The sequence below is a fragment of the Salipiger thiooxidans genome, assembly GCF_900102075.1.
Lineage (GTDB): Bacteria > Pseudomonadota > Alphaproteobacteria > Rhodobacterales > Rhodobacteraceae > Salipiger > Salipiger thiooxidans.
On the sequence record NZ_FNAV01000001.1, the window covers coordinates 390,343 to 402,512 of the forward strand.

General features: G+C 70.4%; 12 protein-coding genes. 1 reads left to right on the plus strand and 11 read right to left on the minus strand.

What is annotated here, in order from left to right:
- Window positions 1-153: 153 nt before the first annotated feature.
- Window positions 154-1,389 (plus strand): flavin-dependent monooxygenase QhpG, encoded by a 1,236-nt coding sequence (qhpG, locus tag BLQ77_RS01830; protein ID WP_242661595.1) that lies wholly within the window; start codon window positions 154-156, stop codon window positions 1,387-1,389.
- 6 nt (window positions 1,390-1,395) lie between these two features.
- Here qhpG and BLQ77_RS01835 read toward each other — a convergent pair whose 3' ends face one another.
- The 11 genes from BLQ77_RS01835 to BLQ77_RS01885 all read right to left on the minus strand — a co-directional run bounded on the left by BLQ77_RS01835 (window position 1,396) and on the right by BLQ77_RS01885 (window position 12,071).
- Complete coding sequence (locus BLQ77_RS01835) at window positions 1,396-2,475, minus strand: M14 family metallopeptidase (RefSeq protein ID WP_089954669.1); 1,080 nt, start codon at window positions 2,473-2,475, stop codon at window positions 1,396-1,398.
- 2 nt (window positions 2,476-2,477) lie between these two features.
- Window positions 2,478-2,774 carry a hypothetical protein gene (locus BLQ77_RS01840; RefSeq protein ID WP_089954672.1) on the minus strand — a complete coding sequence of 99 codons (297 nt, stop codon included), beginning with the start codon at window positions 2,772-2,774 and terminating at the stop codon, window positions 2,478-2,480.
- 52 nt (window positions 2,775-2,826) lie between these two features.
- Complete coding sequence (locus BLQ77_RS01845) at window positions 2,827-3,669, minus strand: serine protease (RefSeq protein ID WP_089954675.1); 843 nt, start codon at window positions 3,667-3,669, stop codon at window positions 2,827-2,829.
- A gap of 58 nt (window positions 3,670-3,727) precedes the next feature.
- Window positions 3,728-5,377 (minus strand): S8 family serine peptidase, encoded by a 1,650-nt coding sequence (locus BLQ77_RS01850; RefSeq protein WP_089954679.1) that lies wholly within the window; start codon window positions 5,375-5,377, stop codon window positions 3,728-3,730.
- Window positions 5,378-5,772: 395 nt separating this feature from the next.
- Window positions 5,773-6,045 carry an amphi-Trp domain-containing protein gene (locus BLQ77_RS01855; protein WP_008885937.1) on the minus strand — a complete coding sequence of 91 codons (273 nt, stop codon included), beginning with the start codon at window positions 6,043-6,045 and terminating at the stop codon, window positions 5,773-5,775.
- 32 nt (window positions 6,046-6,077) lie between these two features.
- Complete coding sequence (locus BLQ77_RS01860; protein WP_089954682.1) at window positions 6,078-7,382, minus strand: metallophosphoesterase; 1,305 nt, start codon at window positions 7,380-7,382, stop codon at window positions 6,078-6,080.
- Between the two features lie 27 nt (window positions 7,383-7,409).
- Window positions 7,410-8,102 (minus strand): histidine phosphatase family protein, encoded by a 693-nt coding sequence (locus BLQ77_RS01865; protein WP_089954686.1) that lies wholly within the window; start codon window positions 8,100-8,102, stop codon window positions 7,410-7,412.
- Complete coding sequence (locus tag BLQ77_RS01870) at window positions 8,095-9,183, minus strand: HprK-related kinase B (RefSeq protein WP_089954689.1); 1,089 nt, start codon at window positions 9,181-9,183, stop codon at window positions 8,095-8,097. The genes BLQ77_RS01865 and BLQ77_RS01870 overlap by 8 nt, the downstream gene beginning before the upstream one ends.
- Complete coding sequence (locus BLQ77_RS01875) at window positions 9,180-10,061, minus strand: GAK system ATP-grasp enzyme (protein ID WP_089954692.1); 882 nt, start codon at window positions 10,059-10,061, stop codon at window positions 9,180-9,182. Before BLQ77_RS01875 ends, BLQ77_RS01870 begins: the two co-directional genes overlap by 4 nt.
- The gene (locus BLQ77_RS01880; protein ID WP_089954696.1) at window positions 10,054-11,688 is read right to left on the minus strand and encodes a phosphotransferase; all 1,635 of its coding nucleotides are present in this window, start codon (window positions 11,686-11,688) and stop codon (window positions 10,054-10,056) included. The genes BLQ77_RS01875 and BLQ77_RS01880 overlap by 8 nt, the downstream gene beginning before the upstream one ends.
- Window positions 11,685-12,071 carry an NUDIX hydrolase gene (locus BLQ77_RS01885; protein WP_242661596.1) on the minus strand — a complete coding sequence of 129 codons (387 nt, stop codon included), beginning with the start codon at window positions 12,069-12,071 and terminating at the stop codon, window positions 11,685-11,687. The genes BLQ77_RS01880 and BLQ77_RS01885 overlap by 4 nt, the downstream gene beginning before the upstream one ends.
- Between the last annotated feature and the right edge of the window lie 99 nt (window positions 12,072-12,170).

The window sequence follows — 12,170 nt, forward strand, 5'->3', positions numbered from 1 at the left end:
GCGGGCACCGTTCTTGACATTTCCGGCCAAAATTCACGCCGGATGACGGATCCGTGAAGGTTGGCCGGAAATGTCATGGAGGCCCGCGCGGCCCCGCGTTTCACTGCTGAAATGACGTGCAGCATGCGAAAACCTCTCCCCCGGAGAGCCGATATGGTCGTGGTGGGCGGCGGCCCGGCGGGCGCCGTGACGGCGTGGCTTGCGGCGCGCGACGGTCTTCAGGTGCTGCTGGTCGACCCGCTGCGGACCGGCGGGCGGATCGAGGGCCTGAGCCCGCGCCTGCACCGCTGGCTGGTGTCCTCGGGAATCGGCACGGGCGACAGCGTCGTCGGCCCCCTGCCCCGCCGGGTCGACTGGGCGGGCGTCGCGGACAGCGCCAACGGCGAATACCTCGTGCGCCGCGACCGGCTCGACGCGCATCTGCGCGACGCGGCGGTTGCCTCGGGCGCAACCCTCATCGAGGGCTCGGCCCGGCCCGAGCGCCAGGCGGTCGACCTTGGCGACGGGCAGCGGATCGAGGCCGGTTGGGTGATCGACGCCCGCGGCCGCGGCGCCCATGGGCGCGACGCCACCCGGCGGCCGGGCTTCTCGACCATCGCCATCAGCGGCGCCTGCCGCGGCGCGCGGCCTGCCGGGCCCGGCATCTCGGCCACCGCCCTTGCCGGCGGCTGGGCCTGGACAGCGGCGCTGCCGGGCGGCGAGCTCTGGGCGCAGTATTCCTGCGATGCCCGGGGCGATGCGCCGCTCGAGGCGCGTCTCGCCGCGGCGCTGGCAGAGGCGCGGCCCGAGCTCGGCGAGATCCGCTTCGACTCACCGCCCCGGGCGCGGGAGGCGGCGCCCGTGCTGCCGGCCCCCATCGCGTCGCTCACCGCCCTGCCCATCGGCGACGCCTTCGCCGCCATGGACCCGCTCTCGGGCCACGGGCTGTTCTGGGCAGTCTCCAGCGCGCTTGCCGCGGCGGCGGTGCGCCGAACCCTGGCTGCGCGCCCCGGGGCGGCCAGCGAAGCGCTCTGTCGCCGCTACATCGAGGAGCGCGCCCGCGAGACCTGCCTGCGCAACGCCCGCATCGGGCGCGACTTCCTGCGGCAGGAGACGCGCTTTGCCGACGCCCCGTTCTGGCGCGCCCGGCGCGACTTTCCCGACGACCTGCCCTCGCACGCCCCCCGCGATGAGATCAGCGTCGCGCAGGGCCTCGTGCTGCGCGACGGGCTGATCGAAGAGATGGAGATCCTGAAGACCCCGCGCAGCCCCGACGGCATCGGCTGGCTGGGCCGGGCCCCCGCGACGCAGGTCTGGCGGGATTTCCAGACCTCGGGCCCCGGCGAGGCGTTCCTCGGCCGTTGGGGGCCCGCGGCGCAGGCGCTGCTGGCGGAAATGTCGCCGCGTTGATCCCGCTCAGACGGGCGCCACGCTGCTCACGTCGGCGGCGAAGCGGGCGAGCGCGGCCGAGACCTCGCGCATCACCTCCTCCGCCTCGGCGAACTCGGGCTGGAAGGCGTGGCCGCACTCCATGGTGAAGCCCAGCACCTTGGCCTTGCCCGTATCCGCCCGGTGACGGCTGTAGGCATAGTCGTCGCTCGCGCCTGAGGTGGCGTAGAGCGAAAAGGATGCCGAGACCTCGTATTCGTCGCCCCGCACCTTGCGGATCTCCTCGGCCATGAGCCGCGACAGGCGCGCCATCTCGGTGGCGTCGGCGGGCTCGATGAACTCGCGGTAGAGCGTGTCGCCCGCGATGCCGCGCTGGCCGTCATGGGCGGGGTTGAGGAAGTTCATCCCGGGCGCGTCGCTCTGCAGCTCGTCGAGCCCCCAGTTGTGGTAGATCGCCGGCACCGCGCTGTGGATGTCGAGATACCAGCCGGTGCCGGTGAAATGGTCGAGCAGCCAGACGATGTTGGCGGTCTCGGGCTCGGAGGCCGCTTCGGGCCCCACGTAGAGGTACTTGTTGCAAGGATCGTCCGAGGCGCTGACCGCGTCCGGGGCGAACGTCCGGCGGAAGTCCCAGGCCACGTCGAAGTTCCGGTTGATGTCGACCCCATGGCACACCCCGCCGTCGGGCCGCACGTTGCGGGCACGGTTCTTGCGCCAGTCGGGATCGACCTCCTGGCTGTAGATACGGCCGTCGGGATTGGCGCAGGGCAGGATCACCAGCTGCAGGGTCCCGAAGATCCGGCCGAGCTCTTCGGCACTGATCCGGGCGTCGCCCCAGCTGAGCCCGGTACCCGCCCGGCGCGCCTCGAGCAGGTCGGCGGCGAAATAGAGCAGCGCGTCGGGCGGGATCCACTCGCGCGCATGGACGCCGCCGACGTAGACCACGGTGCGGACCTCGGGCCCGCGGGTGTCGCCCAGCGCAAGCGCGAGCACGTCGCGCGCCTCGACGCTGGTGTTGGGAAGGGTCACGAGATCGCAGAATGCGCCATATTCGGTGGCGAGGTTGCGGACGCCGGTGACGATCTCCTCGAAGCTCAGGTAGCTCATGCTCACTCCTTCCGGCCATAGCCGCGTGGCACCACGCCACCAGCGAAGCGGTTGCCGGTCGGCACCATGCGCAGCCGCCGCGCCGCCGAGGGCATCTCTTCGAGCACCTCGATCCGGACGCCGCCCGCGCGCCGCCGGCCAAGCCGCGCAAGCTCGTCGTCATCCGAGATCACCTCGGTGGCGTAGCGGTCGCCGCGTTTCACCGCGACCGGGCGGCAGCCCATGTCGACATCGGCCCCGGCAAGGAAATCGCGCAGTTCGGGAATGGTTTCGGCGCTGACGCGCAGTTTCTTGGACATCGCATCCTCTCCTTGGGGAGGCGCCCGAAGGGTCCCGGGCGCCCGGTGGCGGTTACTTGGCCTCTTCCATCATCATCCCCATGGTCTCGCCGGCCCAGCCGTAGATCTCGGAGACACGGGTGTAGACGCCGTATTTCAGGCGCAGCGCGCAGCCCTGCCCCCAGCTCACGATGCCGACGAGCCGGTCGTCATCGCCGATGATGGTGTCGACCGGGCCGCCGCTGTCGCCCTGGCAGGCATCGACGCCGCCCTCGCGCTCGCCGGCGCAGAACATCGATTGCAGGATCGCGCCGTCATAGCTTTCGGGCTCGTTGCACTCGTCGTTCGAGATCACCGGCACCTCAGCGAAGAGCAGCTCGTCCGAGCCGGGCCCGCCGAGCGAGGTCGCGCCCCAGCCCGAGACCCGCACGCGCGGTCCGACGGGAAGCTCTTCCTCGGGGCTCTGCATCTGGATCGGCATGCCCATGGTGGCGTCGGTCGCAAGCTCGACCAGCGCCGCGTCATGATCGAAGGTCGAGGCGTTCCAGTCGGGGTGCACGTGGATCGCGCTCACCCCGAGCAGCTCGCCGCCGCTGTCATAGGTCAGAGTGCCGGCCACAATGCTCAGCCGCTCGGGGTTGTTCTGCCAGAGCGGGCTGTCGACGCAATGCGCCGCCGTCAGCACCCAGTTGGGCGCCACCAGAGAGCCGCCGCAGAACTGGTTGCGCGCCTCGCCGCCGCCGACGAGCGCGACCTGCCACGGGGTATCGGCGATGTCGCCGACCGGCTCGCCGCCCACGATGAGCGGGTTCGCCGCGGGACCGGTGTTGTCCTGCGCCTGCACCAGCGGTGCAAGGCCCAGCGCAAGAACCGCCGTCAGGGCGGTCATCCTGAAGGTCATTTTGGAAACAGACATGAGAATTCTCCTCCGTTAGATCATTGGTTGAAAATGACGTGTCGTGGCTCTGTCGCGGTCATCCTGTCCCCCGTGTCGCCTCTCCGGCGCGGGGAGCAGCGGCGGCGACCCGCGGCGCGCCCCCTGCCGCCAGCTCCAGCGCCCGGGCCACGGCGGCATCCGCGTCGATGCAACCGTGGCCGTACCTGGTGGAATGGCCGTTCACGTAGTCCGCCGCGTCGCCAATGCGGCGGGCCGTGGAGCGGATCACCTCGCGGAGTTCTGCCGCAGTCAGGTCGGGGTTGGCGCCAAGCACGAGGCCGCAGATCCCGGCGACCAGCGGGCAGGCGCTCGAGGTGCCTTCGAACTCGGCGTAGTAGTCGCCCGGCTTGTAGCCGCGCGGCCGCTCAACCCCGCTGCCGTCAATATAGGTGCCGGTCACGTCCGAGGTGGTGATCCCGAGCCCGCCCCGCCCGGCCGAGGGCGCGCAGATCGCGATCTCGCGCCCGGTCTGGGAGTAGCTCGCGCGGCGATCGAGGCTGGTGCAGGCGGCGATGGCGATCACGTCGGGATGGGTGGCGAAACCGTTCTGCGTGCGCGGCGGATCGTTGACGTCCTTGCCCGAGTTGCCCGCGGCGAAGACCACGACGGCGCCCTTGCCGCCGCGCCCCTCGGTCGCGCAGCGGTGGATGGCCCGCGCCACCCGCGCTGGAAGCGGATAGACCGCGGCCTCGGCGTTCCAGCTGCAGCTCACCACCCAGGCGCCGTGATCGGTGGCGTAGTCGAACCACTCGGCCACGTTGAGCGGCGAGAGGTGCTCGGTCATCCGCAGCGGCATCAGCGTCGCGTTGGGCGCCGCGCCGACGATCTCGCCGCCGCCGGACTTGCCCATGGCGACACCTGCGCAGGCGGTGCCGTGCCAGTCGCCGCCGCGCTGGTCGAAGAGGTCGGGCTCGGGCGTGACGTCCGCGGTGCCGCGGATGAAGTCACGGGGATCGACCGACTTGCCCGCAAGATCCGGGTGCATGAGGTCGAACCCGTCGTCGATCACCGCGATCACCGTCTCGGAAGAGCCGAGGCTCCCCAGCCGGCGCCACGCTGCGACCACGCGGGCATCCGCTCCGGCCTTGAGCCCCGCCGTGTTGCCGTCGATCTCGCCCCGGTTCTCGAGATGCCACTGCCGCGCGAGCATGGCGTCGTTCGGCAGGAAGGAGAGCAGGTTGCGCGGCGTGATCAGGTCAGGCTCGGCCAGCAGGACCGCGGGCTCGGCCTGCAAGTCCGCTGCGAGCCGCACCCCGTCGCGGGTGAAGGTCCGCACGGTGTGGAAGCCGCCCGAGGCCGAGACCAGCTCGAGATCGTAGCGCAGGATCACGTCGGTGATGGCATCGGCATCCGCATCGGGCTCGAAGCGCAGGAACAGCGTCCCCTCCGGCACGAAGGGCACCTCGTCATCCGAGGTGTGATAGACCGAGACGCTCTCGCGCACGTCGCGGGACCGGCCAAGCGCCGAGATCTCGGCCGCGGCCTCGACCTCGGGCATGCGCATGTCGACGATCTCGAAGCGGCCGAGACGGCCGCGCCGCTCGGTCGCCTTGCGGGTGCCGAGGCTCTGCAGGGTGGACTCGAGGCTGCGCGCGCGGCCCGGCGCGGGGGCCACGGCGACCTGCGTGGCGCTCTCGCGGAAGGCGACCTCGTGGCCGCCGATGCGAAGTGGAATTACATCTGCCATGTCGCACCTCCCGCGCGGCACGCGCACCGGGGGACGGACGGCCTGGCATCAGGGCACCGACAGGGAGGTGTGAGGGCGGCGCAAGATACTGGGAACGCTCCGGAAACGGGGCGGCAGAGCCTGCGCGGGCACACGGCTTCGAAATCCATTTCGCGAACTCCAATTTCATACGCGGGCCGAGGCTGGAGCGTAAGAAGGACTGAAGTGTTCAAAAATCAGGTCTAATGACTCGAGGAATGAAAAGAGTACACGCTATAGGGGAAATCTACCACAAGAGGAGGAAACCGTAAATGGAGTTTCAATTTTAGAGATTGCAGCACCCTGCCCCGATACGCGCCCCGACCCGAGGCGCGCAGGGCTCCGTTCCGCGTCCGCGCATGCCGGCCGGGAGTGCCTCAGCCCTCGATGCGGGGCTGTCCCTTGGGCGAGGCAGTCTCGCCCGGATCGGCCCAGGACACCCGCAGGCTGAAGACGCAGCGGCCGTCCTCGCGTTCCGCCTTGATCCGCACGTTCATCAGGCCGCCGGTGTCGAGCACCAGCTCGTCATCGTCGTCGCCCAGCGTCATCCGGCCCTTGGAAAAGCCCTTGGACAGCGACGAGAGCAGCGTCTTGATCGTCTTCGCGTCCTGCAGCGACTCGTGGGTGAAACGTGAGTTTGAGCCGCCCATGCGCAGCCTCCTTCGGATCGATGAAGCCGGATCTACGCGGGGCGCCCCGGGGCGAAATGCTTGGCCATCGGGTAGTCCCGGCTCAGACCGATCACATCTCCGGACGGAAAGATCAAGGTTGCCCCGGCGCCGATCCCGTCCAGCCCCTCGAGCCGCCGCGACGCGCGGTCGAGCGTGACGTCGCCCTCGAGATGCAGCAGCCCGCACTTGGCGCGGAGGGTCTGGCCGGTGTGGTTGTTGACGTGGCCCTGCACGATCATGTGCAGCCCGTCGCGGGTCAGCAGGTCGACGCCCGCCTGCGTCAACTCGCAATCCGAAGGCCGGTACTTGGTGCGCACGAGGTTGGCGAGCGGCCCGAAGTAGAACCCGAGCGAGGCCTGCTCGGCCTCGGCCCGGTAACGCGCATTCACCGCGTCGGGGCCGCCGCTGACCAGCAGGCGGCACATGCTGTCGCAGAGACCCGCGTGCACGAAGAGCAGCGAGCCGCTGCGGGCGACCACCTCCATCTCCTCGTAGAACCACGCGTAGGGACCGCCGGGCACGAAGAAGACCTCGTGGCATTTCAGCACCGCGGCCAGCAGCTCGCGGTGGGTCATGCCGACCTTGGCGCGCTCGCGGTCGAACTTGGCGAGCTTCTCGTCGAGCTTGGCGATCTCCCTGGCGATGGCCGATGCACGCAGCTGGTCGCGCGCGGCCCCGGCAAAGCGCAGGTCCCAGTCGGGTCCCGGGGTGAGGCGCGCGGCGCAGGCGGCCTCGCCGGGCAGGGCGTCGAGCTCGGCGCCGGTGACGAAACGGTCGAACACCTCGCGCAGGGCGGGTAGGATCTTGCGGCCCATGCGCACGAAGAGGTGCTCGCGCAGGGCGCTGCGCGGGCCGCGCACCGCATCCACCGCCATGCGCATCCGCAGGTCGTGGTTGCCCGCGAGGATGTCGAGCTCGGCCCCCGAGGCGCGCAGGGCCGCCAGCGCATCCAGCAGGTCGAGGTTGCTCGGCCCCTTGTCGAGGCTGTCGCCGCCCACGATGATGCGCGCGCTGCGCCCGAACCCGGTGAGGGAAAAGCCCCCCGCCTCGCGCCGGATCACCCCGGCAGCGACGAGCGAGCGCAGGAAGCCCTCGGCATCGGCATGGGTGTCGGAGACGAAGATCACCGGCCGTGCGGGCCACTGCCAGCCGCCGTTGCTGCGGGCCCGTTCGAGGCAGGCCGAGATCTGCGGCTGGGCACTGGCACCGGGCCACGGGGCGATGTCCCGGGGCAGGTCGGCAAGCTGGCCGTGGGGGTCGTGGACCGGCGGCAGAAGGTCCGCCGCGTGACCGCTCCAATGGCTGACGTGTTCCAATGCAGGGCCCTCTCCGTGCGGGCCGGGCTAGTCGACGGGCGCGTCCTTGGGGGCCCTGATCTTCCACGTCCCGGCGACGTGGTACCATCTACCATGGCCCCTGTAACAGAGAAGTAACGCGCGGGCGTGGAACATCGAGAGCCCGGCGACCTCGTCCCGGCGCAGGATGCCGAGATGTGCGCAGGCATGGCGGAACGAGGCGCCGTGGCCCACGTGCACGGTCAGCGCGCCGCCCGTCGCCGCCTCGGCCACGGCCTGCAGGTGGCCCGCGACGCGCACGCCCGCCTCGGAAAGGCTCTCGGCCCCTTCCAGCGGCAGGCGGTAGTCGCTGTCCGACTTCCAGCCCGGCGGCGGCGCGCCGAAGCGCGGATCCCCGGCCAGCACCGCCTCGATCTCGGCCACGGTGAGGTTCGCCGCCGAGCCGAGGCCGCGCTCGGCCAGCGCCGAGGTCTCGCGGATCTCGTCGACCCGGTGCCCATGCGCCCGCAGCTGCCCGGCAATGCCCGAGGCGGTCTGCCATGCCCTGAGCTGGCGCGAGGCGTGGACGACGGGATCGAGCGTCAGCCCGTGCTCGGCCAGCATCCCGGCCAGCGCGTCGCCGCAGTCCGACGCCTGTCGCAGGCCCTCGTCGCTCAGCGCAAAGGGCTGGCGGGCCGAAGGCGCGCCGGGACGCTGGCGGTAGGCGCCGTGGCGGACGATGGCGTGGTAGCTTTCAGCCATCGAAGATCCGCCGCCCCTCGGCCGCGAGCACGTCGAAATCAACCCGGCCCGAGACCTCGGACACGCGCACGCCGCGCAGCGCCTCGAGATAGGGCCCCGGCACCGGTGCGGCGCCGTTGGGTTCGAAGCTGCCATCGGGTCGCTGGTAGAACGGCCCGGGGCTCTTCATGATCGCGGCCAGCAGGTCAGGGCGGTCGTCAAGCGTCACCTCGGTCACCCGCGTGGGCCCCGCCGCGTCGCGCTGCCAGTTCAGCACCCAGAAATCGGTGAGCGGCGCGGCGTATTGCACCCTTCCCGACCCGTAGATCTCGGAGACGATGAGGTCGTGCTTCTCCTCGAGCGACCAGAGCGCATCGGCAGGCATCGCCAGAAGCTCGGCGCGGCGCTCGGGCGCGATGAGCCCGTGCAGGCGCGGGTTGCCGAGGATGGTGCCGGGGTTGATGCGCGGCTGCTTGGGGATGCCCTGCGCCTGCGCGGGCGCCCCGCCCTTCACCAGCACCCGGTCGTTCGAGACGAAGGCGGTGCCGTCGATGTCCATCATCCGCAGCATCGAGGTCGACTTGCCGCCGCCCGAAAGGCCCGAGATCGCCAGTGTCCGCCCCTGCCCCGTCACCGCGGCGGCATGGCAGAGCTGCCAGCCCTCGCGCAGGCAGGCGCTGAGGATCTGGGTGTTGATGAAGTTGATCACCGTGCTGACGTTGTCGCCGAGCGGCCCGAAGGCCACCGCCACCCCCGGCGCCTGCAGGAAGGTCACGCCGCTGCGCACCTTGCGCACCAGCCGCCCGTCGTCGAGATCGCAGATCGCGTCCTTGCGACCGCTCTTGCCGCCCTCGCGCAGCCAGTCGGTCCACGCGGGCTCTGCCGTCAGCGCCTGCCCGGGAAGCAGGTCGACCACGATCCCGCCCGGAACGTCGGTCAGCACGTCGGTCAGCACGTCGGCGAAATAGCTCACCAGTTCGGCGCGCAGCGATGTCGGGGCGTGGACGGTGATACCGATACGGCCCACGGCGAGGTGGAACGGCTCGGCCGCACGGGCCGGAGCGAGGTCGAGTCCCGCCAGAATGTCACGTGCCACGCTCATGCGGTCACCGCCTGGTGGACGTGTTCCGCCACCAGCGCCGCCGCGTCGATGCCGCAGCCCTCGAGCGCGCCGCGATAGCCGCCGAAGGCCGAGACCTCGAAGACGATGGGGCCGTCCGGGGTCAGCGCGATGTCGACCGTGGTGAAGGTCAGCCCGAAGGGCGCCTGCGCCCGCCGCCCGAGCTCGATCAGCGCGGCGTCGGGCTCGAAGGGCGCATACTTGCCGCCCGAATGGATGGTGGTGTTCCAGCTGCCGGTCTGGTTCACCCGGGCGTAGGTGCAGAGATACGCACCACCGAGGAACACCATGCCAAGATCGTGCCCCGAGAGATCGGCCTTCTTTTGCAGGTACATGACCGGGTTGGCGGCCTTGAACGCGGCGATCTGCGCCTCGGCATCGGGCGCGTCCGCATCAAGCAGCACCATGCCGCGGGCCTTGGTCGAGAACAGCGGCTTGAACACCGCCGAGCCATAGCGGTCGAGCGCGGCCCTGGCGGCTGTCACATCCTCGGTGATGGTGGTGGGCGGCATCGGCACGTCGGCATTGGCCAGCGTCACGGTGCAGGCGAGCCGGTCCATCAGACGCAGGATGGCGGTGGCCGGGCTGAAGATCTTCACACCCATCGCCTCGGCCACCCGCAGCATCTCGAGCCGGTCGAGCGCGTCGGGGCTGTAGGTCTCGGCGATCTTCTTCACCACGAGCCCGTCGAGCGCGCAAAGATCCATGCCGTCGCAGACCAGCGCGCGGGTCCCGAGATCCAGCGTCACGCGCGCCATGTCGATCACCTGGCGATAGCCGGTGCGGGCCTCGAGCGCGTCGGCAAGCGCCTCGGTCGACCATTTTCCGGGGGTGCCGATCACCCCGATCTTCTCAGTCACTGAACAGCATCCTTATGGGCAGGCGAAGCCGCGTCTCCCTGCCCTCGGGCACGGCCAGCGCGGTTTCCAGAATGTAGCGGGCGCGCAGCATCATCCGGCGCGCGTGGTCCTTGTCGACGATGAACCGGGTCGAGCTCGCGAAGGACCGGGCCAGGCCCAGCGCGAGACGGTACTCGAAGGTCGGATCCTTCTGCCGCCGTGCGAACTTGGCGGCCATGTCGTGCATGTCGACGGCGACGCTGGCGATGCGGGCGCGGACGCCCGCGTCGAGCACCTGCAGACGGTAGTTCGAGACCATGAAGACCGTCACGTCCTGCACGTAATCCATGTAGCGCGAGCGGTGCAGGTCGATGAAGCGCACCTTCTTCTCGACCGGGTCGTAGATCACGTTGTCGAGGTTGAAATCGCCGTGGATGTAGACCGAGAACGGCGCCCGCAGCCGGGCCTCGCGCCGGGCCGCGGTGGCGACCAGCGCGTCGAAACTGTCGACCTTCAGCCCCTGCAACCGCTGCGTGCCGATCTCGAACCTCGGGTGCAGCCGGTAGACGTCGGGCAGCCGCTTGCCGAGCTGGTCCATGGCCTTCATCTCGGCGGGCTCGTCGGTGCGGGTCCGGCGCCAGATGTCGCGCACCGTGGCGTGCAGCGCCTTCTGCGCCTCTGCGAGCCGCGCCTCGGAGCCGCCCAGCACGATGTCCTCGAAGGTCTCGCCGTCGAGATGCTCGATCAGCAGCGCGGCGGACTCCCCGCGTTTCTCGTAGGACAGGATCTGCGGCGCGAGCCCGGGGTAGACCGAGTTCCAGCTCTTCACCCCCACCCGCTCTTCCTTGACCTTGCGCCGGTCGCCGTCCTTGAACACCGCATCCACCGGGCGGCCCTCGGCGTCGCGCATGCTGACGCTCGAGATCGCGCTGCCGGAGCGGGTCTCGGCCAGCGGCTGCAGCCGGATCTCCTCGTCCTCCTTGCCCACGCCCGCCAGCACGCTGCGCAGGGTGAAGTAGCGCTCGAACTGCACGGTCTGCCCGATGTTGATCGACAGGATCGCCTCGCTGATCGCCTCGAGCGCCTCGCCCATCCGGTAGACCTCGTTCAGCGCCAGAAGCCCGTGCGCGAGATCCTCGGTGTGCCGGGTCCCCTGCATGTCCCGCGTGTAGGTGCGGAAGAGCTGGTCGTGGAAGACGCCCAGATCCGCGCGGGTCCGGCCGATCTGCACGGCGAGGCGGCTGTCGCCGGACTGCAGCGCCTCCTGCGCACGGGCCACGGACTTGCGCACCTGCTTGAGCGGCTTGAGGTAGCTGTCGGCGCGCAGGAGCTTTGTGCGCTGCACGTTCTCGGCGTGCTGCACCGAACGGCGCCCCAGCCGCGAGACAAGGTCGAGGTTGCGCGCGATGCCCTCGATGCCCTGCAGCTGCAGCTCGCGCGCGGCGCTGCGCTTGCCCCTGAGCATCCCCGCGAGACAGGCCTTGCGGACCCGCGAGGCGAGGTTCTGCGAATAGCCCGCCCGCCGGACCAGCCCCTGCGCCGCGTCGGGCCCGGGCGCCCCGAAATAGCCGATGAGCTTCGCGAGTTGCCCGTCGAGCTCGGCGAAGAGGAAGGAGAGGTTCTCGTCGACCGCCTCAGGACGTTTCACTGCGCAGCGCCCCCCAGGCAGACCGGCGCATCGGCGCGGGTCAGGGCAAGGTCGGAGCGGGGCCGGAACAGCGCGCCGGACTCCGACGGATCGGCCCAGGCGGTGGCGCTCTGGCGATGGTCGGGCCGGGTGCCCGGCCGCGGCTCGTAATCGTCGGGCACTTGGCCCCGGAACAGCATCCCGGTCTGCTGGCAGCGCTTGTCGCCACCGACGCGGAACACCTCCGCCACGAAGAGGATGTCGCGCAGCACAGGCGCCACCCCGATCTCTTCGAGGCATTCGCGGGCCACGCACCCGTGCATCGTCTCGCCGGGCTCCCGCCGCCCGCCGGGAAGCGGCATGTCACGCTGGCCGTCCGGTCTCTGCTTGACTTGGACGCGCACGGGAGGTCCCTTGCGGATGACAGCGCGAACTGTCGGGCGGATGGAGAGGTCTTCGATCATGAGGCCTTATGCTCCGAAGAATATAACAGTTTAAAGGCA

Bases quoted from the DNA above. Each gene is read 5' to 3' on its own strand.
- qhpG (WP_242661595.1), top strand. From the start codon at position 154: ATGGTCGTGGTGGGCGGCGGCCCGGCGGGCGCCGTGACGGCGTGGCTT.
- BLQ77_RS01835 (WP_089954669.1), bottom strand. From the start codon at position 2,475: ATGAGCTACCTGAGCTTCGAGGAGATCGTCACCGGCGTCCGCAACCTC.
- BLQ77_RS01840 (WP_089954672.1), bottom strand. From the start codon at position 2,774: ATGTCCAAGAAACTGCGCGTCAGCGCCGAAACCATTCCCGAACTGCGC.
- BLQ77_RS01845 (WP_089954675.1), bottom strand. From the start codon at position 3,669: ATGTCTGTTTCCAAAATGACCTTCAGGATGACCGCCCTGACGGCGGTT.
- BLQ77_RS01850 (WP_089954679.1), bottom strand. From the start codon at position 5,377: ATGGCAGATGTAATTCCACTTCGCATCGGCGGCCACGAGGTCGCCTTC.
- BLQ77_RS01855 (WP_008885937.1), bottom strand. From the start codon at position 6,045: ATGGGCGGCTCAAACTCACGTTTCACCCACGAGTCGCTGCAGGACGCG.
- BLQ77_RS01865 (WP_089954686.1), bottom strand. From the start codon at position 8,102: ATGGCTGAAAGCTACCACGCCATCGTCCGCCACGGCGCCTACCGCCAG.
- BLQ77_RS01870 (WP_089954689.1), bottom strand. From the start codon at position 9,183: ATGAGCGTGGCACGTGACATTCTGGCGGGACTCGACCTCGCTCCGGCC.